The sequence below is a fragment of the Paenibacillus sp. FSL H7-0737 genome, from assembly GCF_000758545.1.
Taxonomy (GTDB): domain Bacteria; phylum Bacillota; class Bacilli; order Paenibacillales; family Paenibacillaceae; genus Paenibacillus_AQ.
Genome location: NZ_CP009279.1, coordinates 1,625,660 through 1,642,043, shown reverse-complemented (window position 1 = coordinate 1,642,043; position 16,384 = coordinate 1,625,660). Strand labels below are relative to the sequence as shown.

Sequence of the window (16,384 nt, the reverse complement as noted above, 5' to 3'; positions counted from 1 at the left end):
CGATTCAAGTTGATAGCGGTTTCATATGTTCTCGAGGTAGTTGTCTGTGTCTAACACAAATCTGGTCTATCAACTTAATCATAGAAGATTAGCTTGATAAGTAACACCTAAACAATCTAAGTGAAAATCAGGTCAAAATTAGAGATTTATCGTATGCTTCGCTCGCCCGTCTCCCTTGGTGAAGTGATGCGGATGATAACGGGACGAGGTGGATTGGAGAGGGCTGATCTGGGGTATTTTTACCCCTCTTTCGCTCAATTCCAGCCTTTTGGGTCGCATCTGGGGTATTTTCACCCCTCTTTTGCTCATTTCCAGCCTTTTGGGTCGCATCTGGGGTATTTTTACCCCTCTTTTGCTCAATTCCAGCCTTTTGGGTCGCATCTGGGGTATTTTCACCCCTCTTTTGCTCAATTCCAGCCTTTTGGGTCGCATCTGGGGTATTTCTACCCCTCTTTTGCTCAATTCCAGCCTTTTAGGTCGCATCTGGGGTATTTTTACCCCTCTTTTGCTCAATTCCAGCCTTTTGGGTCGCATCTGGGGTATTTCTACCCCTCTTTTGCTCAATTCCAGCCTTTTGGGTCGCATCTGGGGTATTTCTACCCCTCTTTTGCTCAATTTCAGCCTTTTGGGTCGCATCTGGGGTATTTTAATTGCCTTACCATAACTGAATATCCTTTAAGGAATGGATATATTCATATTTGCAGACTCTACCGCTCTCCTGAGAAACTATTGGGGAGAACTTTCCTTTTTTGGCTGAGAGCACTCAGTCCTTTTCGAGCCGTACGCTTATCAATCCCAAGCTCCCTCACCAAATCAACCGGACGAATGCACCCATTCGTGCGAACCGCAATCCGCAAAATATCACGCTCCAGTCGGCTAAACTCCCCCTGCTCCTCCATCTTCACAGCGAGGTAAGGCATCAGCAATGGTCTTAGCAAAGTAATCGTAAGTTCAGGATTCGCATCCAGATCATCATAAGGAATCGCCACGACCCGATAACCCGCGATTTGCAGATAAGTCTCTCGATTCAGCTCCTGTCTGTAGCGTGTTCGGTCTGTATTTTGCACATGTGGGCCGTAGCCTTTAACTTCAAACGCAAACTTAACCTGGCCAGGCTTCCACACAAAATCAACAAAGTAGGGCTTACTACGCCAATCCAACACTTCATATTCAGGATGAAGATTATTGAAATGCCCCATCATAGGCCACCATACCTTCTCCAAAAACATCCGCTCACCATGGCCATGTCCACGCTCCAATCTCCCCCGCCGTTCTCCCGTTCTTCTACTAATATGATCCTCTACCCACTTACGATGCTCCTCCGTAAATCCCATACGTCACCCTCCTTCTTGGCATAAAAAAATCCCGCACCCAATATGGGTACGGGACGTGCTTCGTCCTATTCCTCAAAAGTATAGTATTCACTTTCTGATGCTGTCAATAAACACTCTACATTCAATGATAGATCCAGCAAAATTTAACTTATCCATCAAAAAAGCTAATTGGTTTAAGTACGTTGCGTTAAAGCAAAGCCAGCTTTAGTAAGCTCATTTGGAGTTAGCTCTATTAGAGTTTGTTCAGAGAAATTAGTTCAGTTACCGTCGACTCAACTTCCCATTCCAGCTGCTTACCCCGCCCTGCAAATGTGCAAGGCGAGTATACCCCTGCTTGCTCAGAATCCGCGCTGCACTTTTGCTTCGCATACCGCTGCGGCAGTAGAGCAACACATCCCGATCCTTAGGGATTTCACCGAGCCGCTTTTCCAACTGAGACAGCGGGATGTTTTTCGCCCCCGGAATAAATCCACTCTTGTATTCATCCGGTTCGCGGACATCGATCAGCAGCCTATTTTTGGATTGCTCCATTTCGCTCCGAAACTCTGACACCTTTAACGTTCTTACACTTACACTTGCGCTTTTACCAAATCCGAGACGGGACATTAATGAGCTTAAATCCATTATCCTTCACAACAACCTTTCACCGAAATGTCGGAGAGTGTTCTTTTACTTCCTAAAAAATCACCATTTACCGCATATAACTTTCGAAAGCCCTGTTTATACAGAATTCTCGCAGCTTTGTTTCTTTTATAGTAACTATCAGCAAGGATTAGAACCGAATCGTCAGTAGATAGACAATGTTGCCAGACATAGGCTAACCGCCCGATCGATATATTTATCGAGCCACGGATACTATCCTTCTCATAATCTACGGCATCTCTAACATCGAGCATTTTCATGTCCAGTGATTGATCTGCTAATTCGCGAACGTCACGGGCTTCTACATAGGAGAGTGAACGGACTGGCCAAGCGGAACGTAAGAACCTTACTATACTAAAAGCAATTACTATACTCAGTAGGATCCTAAACATCATGTTCATCTATTACCCCCGTACCAAAAAATCATCCGTCCAAGCGCTTAATCCACCCGTCATGTTCACAACGTTATAACCCTTTTCGCTCAGCAGCTCACAAGCCAATCCGCTTCGACCACCACTTAAGCACATTACAATCATCTCTCCATTAGGATCTAGTTCATCTATACGCATTAACAGCTGCCCAAGCGGAATATGCTTCGCACCGATCACATGTCCCTCCACCCATTCGGCGGGTTCGCGTACATCCAGCAGCGTAGGAGCCTCTCCATTCTTCAGACGTTCCGCCACTTGCTGAGGGGTAATTTCCTTTAAAATTTTAAAAGACATCGAGCATCTCTCCTTCTCTTTTTTTAAAAAATAACTTGATTTTAATATCACTATATCATAATATTACGATATAAGGATATTGTAAAGCGAGGAGTTCATAACCATGGACAAAAATTTCAAAGCCTATAATCAAACCGCCGAAACCCTAAAGGCAATCGCTCATCCCGTTCGCTTGTGCATCATTAAAGGTCTGCTTGAAAAAGGCAGCTGCAACGTTAGCTTCATGCAGGACTGTCTCGACCTTCCACAATCTACGGTATCCCAGCATTTGCAGAAGCTTAGAGCTCTAGGCATTGTCGAAACCGAACGTAATGGACTGGAAATTAACTATTCTGTTAAAGACGAGAAAATCAAACATCTAATTCAGCTATTTTTAGGGGAGGAATAAAACATCATGAGTAAAAAAGTACTGATTGTCGGAGGAGTTGCAGGAGGCGCATCAGCGGCCGCCAGGCTTCGGAGATTAGATGAAGAGGCTCATATCATCATGTTTGAACGTGATCCGTACATTTCTTTTGCCAATTGCGGACTGCCTTATTATATCGGAGGTTCCATTCAGGATCGCTCCAAGCTGCTGGTTCAGACACCAGAGGCGATGCATAAACGTTTTAACATCGATGTTCGGATTCAAAGTGAAGTGGTGTCTATCGACCCTGTGAACAAGAAAGTAAGAGTAGAAAGTATAGAAAAAGGCTCCTATGAAGAGAGCTATGATGCGCTTATTTTATCACCCGGCGCTAAACCGATTCGTCCGAATCTACCTGGTATCGAGAGTTCCAAAATTCACATGCTGCGCAACATTCCCGACACCGACAAAATCAAAACCAAAGTCGCAGCCGAAGGCACTCGTTCCGCCGTTGTGATCGGTGGTGGGTTTATCGGTGTTGAGATGGCGGAGAACCTCAGAGAAGCAGGTCTGGAAGTAAGCTTGATCGAGGCGGGTCCACAAATCTTAGCTCCGTTCGATACTGAAATGTCTTCTATTTTGGCAAAAGAGCTCGACGAGCATGGCGTTAATCTTATTTTTTCCGATATGGTCCAGGGGTTTGCAGAAGTGGGTGAACAAATAGAGGTTCAGTTGGCAAGTGGCACTGTGCTTCAAAGTGATATGGTTCTGTTGGCCATCGGCGTTTCGCCGGATACCTCTTTCCTGAAGGATAGTGGTTTAGAGTTCGGTCCACGCGGCCATATCTTGGTCAACGAGCGCATGGAAACAAATTTGGATCAGGTCTATGCAGTAGGTGACGCGGTCGAGGTGGTTGATTTCGTGAACGGAACTAAAACTGCTATTCCACTAGCTGGTCCTGCCAATAAGCAAGGACGGATTGCTGCGGACAACGTCAGCGGTCTAGGCACTACTTACAAAGGATCACAAGGGACTTCTATTATTAAGGTTTTTGGAGTCACGGGTGCTTCTACCGGCAATAACGAAAAAACATTACAACGTTTGGGCTTACCATATCACGTGATTTACGTACATCCAAGCTCTCATGCAACTTATTATCCGGGAGCAACTCCAATATCTATGAAGCTGATTTTTGATCCAAAAGGTACAGTACTCGGCGCACAAGCTGTGGGTTACAGTGGAGTAGATAAACGTATCGACGATATCGCTACAGTGATTCGCTTTAGAGGTACGGTCACTGATTTAACGGAATTGGAGCTTACTTATGCCCCTCCTTACTCTTCTGCTAAAGATCCAGTGAATATGGCTGGCTTTGCTGCTGAAAATATTTTGAAAGGCATGACTACAGTATTCGTTCCTAAGGATTTAGAAGGTCGTGACAACAACAATACCATTTTAGTTGACGTACGTTCGGAAATCGAGCATGCCAACGGTCATATTGAAGGCTCCATTAACATCCCTGTGGATGATCTGCGTGGTCGTCTAGCCGAGTTTGACCCTAATAAAGAAATATGGGTGTATTGCCAAGTTGGACTTAGAGGCTACACGGCTTCCCGGATATTGCAGCAAAAAGGTTTCCGTGTGAAGAATCTGACCGGAGGCTATAAGACGTATCAACTGAGCAAATATTCGCCTAAAAAAAAAGATAGCCTGACGCCAAACGCAGGCATTTCAGCAGTCCGTAAAGAAATCGCAGCAACGGGAGCACCGGCGGGGACTGACACTAGCACTGGGAGTGGGACTGCTACAGCCAATACCAATACTACAGCTTTCGCAGCCAACACCAGCGCATCTATATCCACCCCTGCCGAACAAGAATTGAATCTAACACCTGATTCCGTGCTTGATGCTTGCGGACTATGCTGCCCTGGGCCGCTGATCCAAGTCAAGATGAGCATGGACCCGCTCTTGGACGGGCAAGTCTTGAAGGTAACGGCTTCCGATCCGGGATTCTATGAAGATATTAAGGCATGGGCTCGCATGTCGAAGCACACGCTTTTGCAATTAACGAAGCTGCCTACTGGCATGATTGAAGCTTATCTGCGCAAAGGCATTACCGCGGAATCCGAACCAGCAGGAGCACAACCCGTCCAAACTAATAATGCAAGTACGATGGTGGTATTCAGCGGTGATCTGGATAAAGCGATCGCTTCTTTCATCATTGCCAACGGAGCAGCCTCCAGCGGCAAAAAAGTGACGATGTTCTTTACCTTCTGGGGTCTCAATATTATCCGCAAGGATGAAAAAGTGGCTGTGAACAAAAATTTCATCGGCAAAATGTTCGGAGCAATGATGCCCCGCGGCAGTCGGAAGCTAACGCTTTCGAATATGAACATGATGGGCATGGGCTCCAAAATGATCCGCTCTGTAATGAAGAACAATAATGTCTCTTCTTTGGAAGAATTGATTCAGATGGCTGTCGACCAAGGTGTCGAGATCGTTGCCTGCCAAATGTCTATGGATCTTATGGGCATTACCCGTGAAGAACTGATCGACGGTGTTGGAATCGGCGGTGTAGGATATTACCTCGGTCAAGCTGATCAATCTAGTCATAATCTATTTATCTAAATACCTTAACACCACAAAGAGACTCCTCTATTTATATAGAAGAGTCTCTTTGTTATATAAAAATGAACTCACCAGAATCGGTGATATAGATTTGAATAACCAAAATGCAGAAATTGGCTGGATCTGGATACAGAATCTAAAACCTGCTATCCTATTTAATAGGCATTCATCCGAATAATGACCTATTTTAGGTGGAATAAGGAGATTAAATGAATAACCCGATACATATTCTCGTTGCTGAGGACGACAGCGACATCAACCGATTGCTGTGCAACATTATTAAGAAAAGTGGCTACATCCCCCAACCTGCTTACTCGGGAACGGAGGCACTTCTCTATCTGGAGCAACGTCAATGGAGCATGCTGCTACTGGATCTGATGCTGCCTGGCATGTCGGGAGAGGAACTACTTGAGAAGATTGCCGGGCGGGTCGATATGTCCGTAATTATCATTTCAGCCAAGGGTGAGCCCCAGACCAAGGTATCTGCCCTGCGGGCGGGGGCGGATGATTTCATTACGAAACCCTTCGACGTTGAGGAAGTCTCTGCACGGATCGATTCTCATCTACGTTTGTATTCGCGGATTGCGCAATCGGCTATGCCTAACGTGCTCCAGCATCAGGGCCTTGTACTTCATCGAGATGCGATGTCGGTTACGGCAAATGGAGCGAAACTGACGCTCACAGCTCTAGAGTTTGAGATTCTCTCGTTGCTTTTGTCGGCCCCTAAGAAGGTGTTCACGAAAGCGAATTTGTACGAAAGGGTCTGGCACGAGCCATATTACGGGGATGACAATACGGTCAATGTCCATATGAGCAATTTGCGCAGCAAGCTAACCAAGGCCGCACCAGGAAGCGAATTTATCGAGACAGTATGGGGCATAGGTTATCGGCTCAAGCCTTAAGACATTCTTAAGATTTGGCTTTAGCTCTTCTTATGTTTTCAATTCTATACTTGGTCTATCACGAAAAGGAGGCCAAGACGAGATGTACGAGTATGTATTAAAAACAAATCAGCTATCCAAAAAGTTCAAGGGCCATACAGCGCTGGACAAAGTCAATTTGTCAATCCGTAAAGGCTCTATTTATGGTTTTATTGGGCAAAACGGAGCTGGAAAATCAACATTAATCCGGATTGTGACCGGACTTGCTTTTCCGACTCAGGGGACGATCGAGCTGTTCGGAGCCAGTGAAGAGCAGGCCTTGATCCAGGCTCGTAAGCGAATCGGCTCGATTATCGAGAGTCCCGCTTTGTTCCCCCATATGACTGCGAGCGAAAATTTAGAAGCAAACCGGATTCTACGTGGTATTCCCGGCAAAGATTGCGTTCCTAGAATGCTAGAGCAAGTTGGACTGCAGGGCGCCGGCAAGAAGAAAGCCAAGAATTTCTCACTTGGAATGAAGCAGCGGTTAGGTCTTGCCATCGCCTTGCTGGGAGATCCAGAATTTCTGATTCTGGACGAGCCGACCAATGGGTTAGATCCGATGGGTGTCGTCGAAATGCGCGAACTGCTCAAGCGACTAAACCGTGAGCTTGGCATTACGATAATGATCTCAAGTCATATTCTAAGTGAGCTGCATTTAATGGCAAGTCATTATGGCATTATTCATCGCGGTCAGTTGCTTGAACAACTCACTGCGGAGGAATTAAACGAGAAATGTCAGCAGTATTTGTTTATCAAAGTGGATGATCCGGGCAAGGCAACAGCCGTCATTCAGAACGAGCTGGGTACGGCCGATTTCGAAGTGATGCAGGATGGAACCATCAAGTTGTATAGCCGTATTGAGCAGCCAGGCAAAGTATCAACAGCGTTATTCTCTGCAGGCCTCGAGATCGAGAAGTTTATGCCTATGGGTGAAGACTTGGAAAGTTATTTTACGAAGCGGATTGGGGGGAATCCAAATGTATAATCTGATCAGAGTCGAGTTTTTCAAGCTCCGTAAGAATAGATCATTTTGGACTTTTCTATTGGCACTTTCCGTTCTCTCGCTTGCTTACCCATTGCTATATTATTTTGATCATCGGTCCAATGGGGAACCTCAGATCACCGGCGCTGAATTTCTGACTACCTTTATTTCAAGCAATGCCTACATTATTAAATTCGGCGTAGCCATTCTGGCTGGATTCTTTATCTCTAACGAATATTCCACGGGAGTCATGAAGACGATCGCATCTTCGGGCAACACCAGAGGCCGGCTGTTCGCGGCAAAACTAATCGTATTCGCAGTTGGGGCCATGGCGATTTCTCTCGTCTTTCCTATTGTCAGCACAGTCGAAGTCACGCTGCTTTCGGGCTTCGGTCATCTGCCGGAAGGAAGCACTACACTTTTTATACCGCGAGCCCTCGGGCTAACGTTGTTGTACACAGCTGGTTACGCAGCCATCGGGGCGCTGTTCACCGTAATCCTAACCGACAGCGGCAAAACTATCGGCTTCTCAATGATTTTCTTCCTTATGATCGATACGGTTTTGGCTGGTATAGTTTCGAAGATCTCTTTCTTTAGTAATTTGTACGATTATTCCATCTTCAAACTGGTGAGCGATATCGGTAAGCCCAGTATCGACAGTGGAGATTGGCCAGCGCTTTTACTTGTACCGTTGTTGACAATAGCCGTTTCCGGGGTACTCGGTATTCTCGTATTCCACAGAAAAGAAATCAAATAATAAATAGGAGGTGCAGGAGAGTGTTGCTTATTCTGACAATCATATTGTTTGCGGTAGGAGCTCTCCTGCTTTTCCGTTTGTTGATGTTAAGGCGAGAGCTAGGGCGGATAACAGGGCAATTGCATACCTACAATGAGCGATCAACCGGTAAAAAAATCGATGTGGCTCTATTCGACCAGAAGCTTGAGGCACTTGCGGGACAAATCAATCGTCAATCTAATTTAATCGTCGAAGCGGAAGCCCAACGAAAACGTGTCGAACAAGAATTCCGTCAGGCTGTAGCGAATATTTCACATGATATCCGTACCCCCCTCACCTCCATCTTCGGTTATATTCAACTGTTGGAGGATGAGTCAATTACCCCTGATGAAAAACTTGAATATGTTGCCATCGTTAAAAATCGGACGAAACGGCTGCAGGCACTGCTGAATGATTTTTTTGAGCTTTCCTTGATCGAATCGCTAGATTATCCTCTACATACCGAAAAGCTTGGGATGACGGCCCTACTCTCGGAAATTCTGGTCGGATTTTACGATTCTTTCAACGAACGCAATATTACACCGGATATACGGCTACCTGAGGAAAATGTATCCGTATACGCCGATGAGTCCGCTGTGCGGAGGGTTGTCGAGAATTTACTTGTCAATACGGTCAAACACGCGACCGGGTATGTGGAAATCCGTTTCGAACGACGGCAGGTAACAGCTGACTTAACGATAGTAAACGATGCGAAGGAACTAGCCGGAAGCGATATTAACCTCTTATTTGACCGATTCTATACCGCAGACCGTACCCGATCTTCTCAAGCTTCCGGGCTGGGTCTCTCCATCGCCAAAAGTCTAATGAATAAAATGGGTGGCACGCTGACAGCCGAACTGGAGGGTGAGAAGCTGATAATGACCTGCCGTTGGAAACTAGGCGATGCTGGCAATGTCTTAGCTAATTAATTTGAATGTAAAGGGGACCGACAACGATTTGTGGAACCATTTATCCTGAAAAATATTCCAATCAAAAAGACTCCTCTATTTATATAGAAGAGTCTTTTTGCGTTGAAGGGCTGGCAGAAGTAATGTTCAATTCTAACTCAGCAAGTTGATGCTTTCTTCTTCAAGCGAAGGTATAAGAAATTTATGATCGATTGGCGATGACATCACGATTAGAATCGTATAGGTACCGTATTTGTCACATTGATTTCCGAAATCCTCGAGGGCTCGTGTAGAGTCGGTTACTACTTTCAATAAGTAGTTGTGTTCCCCACTTATACGGTAACATTCGACGACATCAGGACTTGAGCGGCAGAAATCAAGGAATGCATTACAATCCCTAGAATGAAATAACATGTAGGCAGCAGCATGTTTTCCAATTTTTTCAGGGGAAATAATGGTGCGATACTCGCTGATGATGCCTTTCTCCTCCATACGCCTAACTCTTTCCGTAACTGCAGGTTGCGATAAACCGACACATTTTCCCAGCTCTGTCATAGAAATTCTCGCTTGATTTTGAAGATGAAAAAGAATTTGCTTATCAATATGGTCCATCAAAATCACATCCTTTAAATTTAAGGTTCCCCCTATAAACTAGCTTGTAATTAACCGTTATAAGGCTAATTTAACTTAGTTGCCTTATGTAATCAAGATAACTTGTTATATATAATAACCCTACAATAGTAAAGTGTTCCTGGCTTTAACTATTCCGAAGGGATGAAGAATGTTGAGTATATTGGATTCAAACAAAATAAATACAGAATGGTTATCAGGTCGCATCGATGAAGTAATTGATCGAACCCTTGCTGACAAGCGCCTGGTCGGTGCTGTCATTAAAGTGGCGATAGATGGGGAACTGGTTTATAGCCGCGCTGCCGGTCTTGCCGACCGCGAGATGAGCAGACTTATGCAAGAAGACGCCTTATTCCGGCTCGCCTCAGTTAGCAAACCTATCGTTTCAACGGCAGCCCTAGTATTAGTTGCGCAAGGTCGACTACAGCTGGATGACCGCGTTGATCGTTGGCTCCCAGAGTTTCGGCCACGTTTGCAGAATGGCGAGTTCGCGACATTGACGATTCGTCATTTGATGACGCACACAGCAGGCCTTTCTTACCGATTTTTCCAAGAAGAGAATGGTTCCTATCAGTCAGCAGGGGTATCAGATGGTATGGATCAGTCCGGCATCACATTGGAAGAGAACTTGCGTCGTCTTGCCTCTGTCCCCCTCCTCTATACGCCAGGTACCGAGTGGAAATACTCCATCGCGACAGATGTGCTAGGAGCAGTAATTGCAAAGGTCACAGAAACACCGCTCAATGAGGCCGTACATTCACTCGTGACAAAACCGCTTGGCATGAGCGACACGGGTTTTATTGCAGTCAATCGAGAACGACTGGCTACTTCCTATGCCAATGATACTCCAGAGCCACGTCCTTTACATGATCCCGACAGTATTGCCTTTATGGAGGGAACGGCTGGATTCCTGCTTGCCCCTGGTCGAGCACTTGACGATACTGCCTATCATTCTGGAGGAGCTGGCATGGTCGGCAGTGCTGGGGATTTTTTGCAGCTGCTGGAAACATTACGTAAGGGCGGAGCACCGCTGCTACCAGAGTCTCTGGTTCACGATATGACGACCAACCAGATCGGTGATCTGCCAATGGCCTTCTGGCCAGGACGAGGCTTTGGCCTAGGCATTACGGTACTGAAGGATCCTGTCGCCGCAGACACTTCGGAATCCCCGGGTACATGGCGTATGGGTGGCACCTATGGTCATTCGTGGTTCGTCGACCCCGAGCAACGGCTCAGTGTCGTGGCATTTACTAATACTGCACTAGAAGGTATGTCGGGTCAGTTTACCGTTGACCTTTGTGATGCCATTTATGATAGACGTAATAAATAAAGAACGAACACAAAGAGCCTTGGTCCGGAATGAACCGGTCTAGGCTCTCTGTCTAGTAAATCCTATTCGAGTGTGTATCATTGAGTTTTTTACAATTTAAAAGAGAGGTGCTTCTCCAATGACCCAAAACACAACTTCTGCCACACAAAGTGCCTCCAGTACTCCCTCTTCTGAACATTTACCATGGGCAGGATTACTCGCCCTTGCTATGACGGGGTTTATCTGTATTCTTACCGAAACGATTCCGGCCGGCTTGTTGCTCCAAATAGGTGATGGGCTTGGTGTCTCCGAGGCCCTTGCGGGTCAACTTGTCACTTTGTACGCCCTTGGTTCACTGTTGGCCGCGATTCCCTTAACCACCATGACGCGTGGATGGCGGCGGCGACCACTGCTACTAATGTGCATCCTTGGTTTTCTCGTATTCAACACCGTCACCACTTTTTCTTCCAATTATATACTTACGCTGGCAGCTCGGTTCTTCGCAGGTGTATCCGCTGGAGTCTTATGGGGCATGATAGCAGGTTATGCCCGGCGCATGGTGCCGGAGTCACTCAAGGGACGAGCAATGGCGGTAGCGATGGTTGGCACGCCTCTAGCTCTGGCACTCGGAGTCCCTGCTGGAACACTTCTTGGCACTCTTGTGGGCTGGCGCTCCATCTTCGGGATCATGTCGCTGCTGGCTCTGATGCTGGTCGGCTGGGTACTTTGGAAGCTACCGGACTATCCAGGGGGGGCTCCTGATAAGCGGCTCCCTCTCTACAAGGTTTTTGTTATTCCAGGGGTACGGCCGGTACTGTTTGTCGTTCTGACATGGGTGCTAGCACATAACATCCTGTATACCTACATTGCACCCTATCTTACTCAGGCTGGGCTTACCCAGCGCGTTGACTTGGTACTGCTTATTTTCGGCATTACTGCGCTTATTGGCATCTGGGTCATCGGTATTTTGATCGACCGTAAACTACGTCCATTGGTTCTTAACAGCCTCGTTGCTTTCGCCTTGTCATCCATTGCACTGGGCATTAGCAGCAGCCAACCCATAGTGATCTATCTAGTGGTTGCTGTATGGGGGTTGACGTTCGGAGGAGCGGCTACTTTGCTACAAACAGCAGTTGCTGAAGCAGCTGGCGAAAGTGCAGATGTGGCCCAGTCGATGTTAGTGACGGCATGGAACCTAGCTATCGGCGGTGGCGGCGTGATGGGTGGGATTCTTATTGAAACAGTTGGTGTCCGCTCCTTCCCGTGGGTACTGTTTATTCTATTAATTCTTGCGCTACTAGTAGCGTGGCGCGCTAAAGAATACGGATTTCCTTCAAGAAAGCGTTGAAGCACACCTATGAAATCATGCCACAATCATCAAGTTTACGGATCACGGTAGCCGAACACGAAATATAAAAAAAAGCCAGTGGTGCATATTATAAATGACTAATATGAACTACTGGCTTACTTATATTAGATTTTTATTAAAGATCAGACTTGGCCTTTTCTATCTCCTACTCTACAGCCAAAGCATTAAATTCTTGCAGATCCTTGGCTAAATCTTCTTCTGTGTATTTCCCTTGACCGAACCCAACCAGCGCCCGTAGCGGCATATATTTCATCATCGCCATGAACATTTCCGGATTATCATCCATCGCACCTTCCATGCCAAAAATACTGCTGAACTTCTTCACTTTATCTGCCGTGCGTGGATTGTCCAGCAAATCACCAACGGTACTGTTGCGATGATAACTTAATGCAAGCGGAGCAGTCGATTCCACTTCAATAGAAGCAGTCAGACGAATATCCCGCGAAGATGAACCGATAGCAATCTCAAAGACTCCACTTTCCACATGCCAATCACCAATGTTAACGTTGTAATAAGCAAAGGAGCGTTTATCCAGTTCAAAAGAAACCTCTTGCTCTTCCCTAGGCTGAAGCTCTATCTTCTGGAAGCCCTTAAGCTCCTTAAGTGGACGGATCACGCTGCTCTTCACATCGCTAACATAGAGCTGAACGATTTCTTTTCCTGCGCGAGTACCCGTGTTTTTGACGGTGGCCGTAACTTGTACGTTCTCGGTATCTTTTATACTGCTCTTGGAGATTCTCAAATTGCTGTATTGAAACGCTGTGTAGCTTAGTCCGAAGCCGAAAGGAAACAGCGGTTCAAGCTCTTTTTTATCATAATAACGATAGCCTACAAACAAGCCTTCTTTGTACTCTACCGTATCCCCTTCACCTGGGAAATTAAGAAAGGATGGATTATCGCTCAGCTTCATCGGAAAGGTCTCTGCCAGTTTACCACTTGGACTAACCTCTCCAAACAGTAAATCTGCCACTGCACCGCCAAAAGCCTGACCGCCTAGATAACCTTCAAGAATCCCCTTAGTTTTATGAATCCAAGGCATTTCTATGGGTGAACCATTGCTGAGTACAACAACGATATTGCTTTGCACCTCAGACACTGCTTCGATCAACGCTTTATGGCTCTCTGGAAGCGACAAATGACTACGATCATAACCCTCTGATTCATAGTTATCCGGAAGTCCAAGGAACAATACGGCTACATCCCCTTTTGCCGCTGTATCCCGTGCCTCTTGTAGCAAAGCTTCATTAATCCCGTCATGATTCAGTTCATATCCTTGCGCATATAGCAGTTCGGCAGAACCTGCATGGGCCTTCATCTCTTCAAAAGCATCGTCCAATTTCGTCGGATTCACATGTGAGCTGCCCCCGCCCTGATAACGCGGATTTCTAGCAAACTCGCCAATGACCGCAATCGTTCCTTGCTTTGACAGCGGCAGAATGCCTTCCTCATTTCTAAGGAGAACCATACTCTCCCGCGCCACTTCACGAGCCAGACGGTGATGCTCATCAGCATTAAATGAAGCATTATCTTTACGGTTCTCCACCGCCTTAAAAACAAAGGTAAGTAACCGTTCCACTGCAAGATCTAACGTTTCTTCAGACAGCTCGCCACTTTGTACTGCTGCGACAATCTTGGCATCACCAATGCCTCCGGGTGACGGCATTTCCAGCTCCAGTCCTGCTTGTAGAGCCTTCACCCGTTCATTAACCGCTCCCCAGTCGGAAACGACGAATCCCTTGTAGCCCCATTCCTCTCTAAGAATCTTTGTCAGGAGAAATTCACTCTCGGAGGCATATTCACCATTTACCCGATTGTAAGAGCACATCACGCTCCATGGCTGACTCTGCTTAACTGCGCCTTCAAAGCTAGCCAAATAAATTTCTCGTAGCGTCCGCTCATCAATCACAGCATCTACAGACATTCTCCGGTGTTCCTGATTATTAGCAGCAAAATGCTTAAGCGAGGTGCCTACCCCTTCACTTTGCACACCTTTGATATGATTCCCACCCATCTCCGAGGAAAGATAAGGGTCTTCCGAAAAATATTCAAAGTTACGACCGTTCAGTGGAGAGCGCTTAATATTTGTTCCCGGTCCGAGCAGAACAGCAACGTTCTCTGCTTGACACTCTTTCCCGAGTGCTTTACCTACACGCCCGATTAACTCCCGATCCCAGGAAGAAGCCATCCCTGCTGCCGAAGGAAAACAAGTCGCGGGTACACTGTTATGGAGTCCGAGGTGATCGGCGCTCTCTTTTTGCTTGCGTAAACCATGGGGTCCGTCCGTTACCATTAAAGAGGGGATTCCGAGTCGTTCAATGCCCTTTGTATTCCAGAAATCAAGCCCTGAGCAGAGTCCTGCTTTCTCCTCAAGGGTCATTTGTGATATGAGTTCATGAATATTGGTTTTCATAAAAATACCTCCTCTGAATGTATACTATCCCCATTTTAATCTACTTCATGTTAGATTTATGGCATTATCATTGTATTTTTGGTATTCTGGTTGGGCGAGGAGGTTGAAAGAATGTTGAATCATTTGGACGGTCATGAAGGAGCTCAATATATTTGTAAAGTGTTGTATGAATCGCTGCAAATTCCTGTGTTTCTGCTAGATGCCAATCGGAGAATCGAGCTAGCGCTGCCTTCCTCTTCAGAGAGCGCCCCGTGGGTTCATAACCTCAACGAGCTTCTTTCAGAAATTGCAGACTCTACTAAAAGCGAGAACAACTCTAAGCACGATAGCTCAAATGCCTCTATACCGATCATTCGCACCACTAACTTCCTAGAGAATTACATCCTTCTCCATCTGCCCTCAGGCAGCAGTAACGGGGGAAGCATTGTGATCGGTCCTACACTTTATACTCACCTTTCAGAGGACAATATGACAAGTCTGATGCGTGACCATGAAGTTCCATTAAAGCTTCAAGAGCAATGGATGAAATACTACCGCAGCTTGACCGTGCTAAATAAAATGAGACTCTACCATACCGCTATGCTGATGTACTCGCTCGTCACCGGAAAGACGTTATCTCTTAGCGAACTGCTACTCGACACCCGAACTCTTGAGCATAAACAGCCTCCCGCAGGCAGTTTGGACTTGGATGTTTCCTATCGACGTGAGAATACATGGCTGCACCACGAACCCATGCTGGAAAAATCCTTATTTCACCATATCAAAAATGGAAATAAGGCTGAGCTACTTCGTGTCCAAGCAACCTTCTCCGAAGACAATTACGGAGTACTCTCCAAGAAGAGCCATTTACGCAACAAAAAAAATCTGGCGATCTCCTGTATTACGCTCGCTACTCGTGCAGCAATAGATGGAGGACTGTATTGGGAGATTTCTTATACCCTCAGCGACTTTCATATCCAGCATATCGAAGAACTAAAGGATGTTCCGGCTGTAGATCATGCTATTCTTAATGCGCTTTGCGATTTCGCCGACCATGTCAAAGAGAGCCGGATGGCGAAACTTTCGCGCACCGTGGCCCTCTGTCAGAACTATATTTTTAATCACTTATATGAGGAACTCTCCTTAGATAAGCTGGCTGAAGTCGCTGGATTGAACAGAAGCTATCTCTCCCTATTATTTAAGAAGGAAACAGGATTCACCATCAGTGATTTTATTCAATTCGAGCGGATTGTAGAAGCCAAACGATTAATCGAATTACCGGGCATTAGCTTATCTGATATCGCTACGAGGCTACATTTCAATGACCAGAGCTATTTTACCAAAGTGTTTAAGAAATATACTGGCACCACCCCTAAACAATTCAGAAGAAACTGGGAAAGCACGCTTTAAGTATAGATAACACG

16 protein-coding genes are annotated in these 16,384 nt (G+C 46.1%); 10 read left to right on the top strand and 6 right to left on the bottom strand.

The features are described from left to right. Positions 1-208 precede the first annotated feature (208 nt). Positions 209-664, top strand: coding sequence for a hypothetical protein (locus tag H70737_RS30650; protein ID WP_156113073.1), 456 nt, complete (start codon positions 209-211; stop codon positions 662-664). A 43-nt stretch (positions 665-707) separates the two neighbouring features. Here the strand turns inward: H70737_RS30650 and H70737_RS07180 are convergent, their stop codons facing one another. From H70737_RS07180 to H70737_RS07165, 4 genes are all read right to left on the bottom strand, one after another. After that, on the bottom strand, positions 708-1,334 hold the full coding sequence (locus H70737_RS07180; protein WP_156113072.1) for a hypothetical protein: 627 nt from the start codon (positions 1,332-1,334) through the stop codon (positions 708-710). A 261-nt stretch (positions 1,335-1,595) separates the two neighbouring features. Then, positions 1,596-1,958 (bottom strand): rhodanese-like domain-containing protein, encoded by a 363-nt coding sequence (locus H70737_RS07175; RefSeq protein WP_042185939.1) that lies wholly within the window; start codon positions 1,956-1,958, stop codon positions 1,596-1,598. After that, complete coding sequence (locus H70737_RS07170; protein WP_197071272.1) at positions 1,958-2,371, bottom strand: rhodanese-like domain-containing protein; 414 nt, start codon at positions 2,369-2,371, stop codon at positions 1,958-1,960. Before H70737_RS07170 ends, H70737_RS07175 begins: the two co-directional genes overlap by 1 nt. Before the next feature lie 9 nt (positions 2,372-2,380). Beyond that, positions 2,381-2,701 (bottom strand): rhodanese-like domain-containing protein, encoded by a 321-nt coding sequence (locus H70737_RS07165; RefSeq protein WP_042185937.1) that lies wholly within the window; start codon positions 2,699-2,701, stop codon positions 2,381-2,383. Positions 2,702-2,804: 103 nt separating this feature from the next. On the opposite strand from H70737_RS07165, the gene H70737_RS07160 reads away from it, so the two are divergent. The 6 genes from H70737_RS07160 to H70737_RS07135 all read left to right on the top strand — a co-directional run bounded on the left by H70737_RS07160 (position 2,805) and on the right by H70737_RS07135 (position 9,284). After that, positions 2,805-3,089, top strand: a complete 285-nt coding sequence (locus H70737_RS07160) for an ArsR/SmtB family transcription factor (RefSeq protein WP_042185935.1) — start codon at positions 2,805-2,807, stop codon at positions 3,087-3,089. Positions 3,090-3,095: 6 nt separating this feature from the next. Further along, on the top strand, positions 3,096-5,675 hold the full coding sequence (locus H70737_RS07155; protein ID WP_042185932.1) for an FAD-dependent oxidoreductase: 2,580 nt from the start codon (positions 3,096-3,098) through the stop codon (positions 5,673-5,675). 209 nt (positions 5,676-5,884) lie between these two features. Further along, positions 5,885-6,577 carry a response regulator transcription factor gene (locus tag H70737_RS07150; protein ID WP_042185930.1) on the top strand — a complete coding sequence of 231 codons (693 nt, stop codon included), beginning with the start codon at positions 5,885-5,887 and terminating at the stop codon, positions 6,575-6,577. Positions 6,578-6,659: 82 nt separating this feature from the next. Then, positions 6,660-7,583, top strand: a complete 924-nt coding sequence (locus H70737_RS07145; protein WP_036675740.1) for an ABC transporter ATP-binding protein — start codon at positions 6,660-6,662, stop codon at positions 7,581-7,583. Next, entirely contained in the window at positions 7,576-8,337 is a 762-nt protein-coding gene (locus H70737_RS07140; RefSeq protein ID WP_042185928.1) for an ABC transporter permease, read from the top strand. Before H70737_RS07145 ends, H70737_RS07140 begins: the two co-directional genes overlap by 8 nt. A gap of 20 nt (positions 8,338-8,357) precedes the next feature. Further along, positions 8,358-9,284, top strand: coding sequence for a sensor histidine kinase (locus tag H70737_RS07135; RefSeq protein ID WP_042185926.1), 927 nt, complete (start codon positions 8,358-8,360; stop codon positions 9,282-9,284). A 132-nt stretch (positions 9,285-9,416) separates the two neighbouring features. Here the strand turns inward: H70737_RS07135 and H70737_RS07130 are convergent, their stop codons facing one another. Next, positions 9,417-9,875, bottom strand: coding sequence for an Lrp/AsnC family transcriptional regulator (locus tag H70737_RS07130; protein ID WP_042185924.1), 459 nt, complete (start codon positions 9,873-9,875; stop codon positions 9,417-9,419). Between the two features lie 169 nt (positions 9,876-10,044). On the opposite strand from H70737_RS07130, the gene H70737_RS07125 reads away from it, so the two are divergent. Together H70737_RS07125 and H70737_RS07120 are read left to right on the top strand one after the other, a co-directional pair. Further along, the gene (locus H70737_RS07125; protein ID WP_042185922.1) at positions 10,045-11,223 is read left to right on the top strand and encodes a serine hydrolase domain-containing protein; all 1,179 of its coding nucleotides are present in this window, start codon (positions 10,045-10,047) and stop codon (positions 11,221-11,223) included. 118 nt (positions 11,224-11,341) lie between these two features. Continuing rightward, positions 11,342-12,550 carry an MFS transporter gene (locus H70737_RS07120; RefSeq protein WP_042185920.1) on the top strand — a complete coding sequence of 403 codons (1,209 nt, stop codon included), beginning with the start codon at positions 11,342-11,344 and terminating at the stop codon, positions 12,548-12,550. A gap of 166 nt (positions 12,551-12,716) precedes the next feature. Here H70737_RS07120 and H70737_RS07115 read toward each other — a convergent pair whose 3' ends face one another. Further along, positions 12,717-14,981, bottom strand: a complete 2,265-nt coding sequence (locus H70737_RS07115; RefSeq protein WP_042185918.1) for a beta-glucosidase family protein — start codon at positions 14,979-14,981, stop codon at positions 12,717-12,719. Between the two features lie 111 nt (positions 14,982-15,092). Here H70737_RS07115 and H70737_RS07110 point away from each other — a divergent pair, with 111 nt between their 5' ends. Then, entirely contained in the window at positions 15,093-16,370 is a 1,278-nt protein-coding gene (locus H70737_RS07110; RefSeq protein ID WP_052404193.1) for an AraC family transcriptional regulator, read from the top strand. Positions 16,371-16,384: the final 14 nt, after the last annotated feature.

Excerpts from the sequence above, each read along its gene's own strand:
- H70737_RS07180 (WP_156113072.1), bottom strand. The coding sequence starts at position 1,334 with ATGGGATTTACGGAGGAGCATCGTAAGTGGGTAGAGGATCATATTAGT.
- H70737_RS07175 (WP_042185939.1), bottom strand. The coding sequence starts at position 1,958 with ATGGATTTAAGCTCATTAATGTCCCGTCTCGGATTTGGTAAAAGCGCA.
- H70737_RS07170 (WP_197071272.1), bottom strand. The coding sequence starts at position 2,371 with ATGATGTTTAGGATCCTACTGAGTATAGTAATTGCTTTTAGTATAGTA.
- H70737_RS07165 (WP_042185937.1), bottom strand. The coding sequence starts at position 2,701 with ATGTCTTTTAAAATTTTAAAGGAAATTACCCCTCAGCAAGTGGCGGAA.
- H70737_RS07160 (WP_042185935.1), top strand. The coding sequence starts at position 2,805 with ATGGACAAAAATTTCAAAGCCTATAATCAAACCGCCGAAACCCTAAAG.
- H70737_RS07155 (WP_042185932.1), top strand. The coding sequence starts at position 3,096 with ATGAGTAAAAAAGTACTGATTGTCGGAGGAGTTGCAGGAGGCGCATCA.
- H70737_RS07150 (WP_042185930.1), top strand. The coding sequence starts at position 5,885 with ATGAATAACCCGATACATATTCTCGTTGCTGAGGACGACAGCGACATC.
- H70737_RS07145 (WP_036675740.1), top strand. The coding sequence starts at position 6,660 with ATGTACGAGTATGTATTAAAAACAAATCAGCTATCCAAAAAGTTCAAG.
- H70737_RS07140 (WP_042185928.1), top strand. The coding sequence starts at position 7,576 with ATGTATAATCTGATCAGAGTCGAGTTTTTCAAGCTCCGTAAGAATAGA.
- H70737_RS07130 (WP_042185924.1), bottom strand. The coding sequence starts at position 9,875 with ATGGACCATATTGATAAGCAAATTCTTTTTCATCTTCAAAATCAAGCG.
- H70737_RS07125 (WP_042185922.1), top strand. The coding sequence starts at position 10,045 with ATGTTGAGTATATTGGATTCAAACAAAATAAATACAGAATGGTTATCA.
- H70737_RS07120 (WP_042185920.1), top strand. The coding sequence starts at position 11,342 with ATGACCCAAAACACAACTTCTGCCACACAAAGTGCCTCCAGTACTCCC.
- H70737_RS07115 (WP_042185918.1), bottom strand. The coding sequence starts at position 14,981 with ATGAAAACCAATATTCATGAACTCATATCACAAATGACCCTTGAGGAG.
- H70737_RS07110 (WP_052404193.1), top strand. The coding sequence starts at position 15,093 with ATGTTGAATCATTTGGACGGTCATGAAGGAGCTCAATATATTTGTAAA.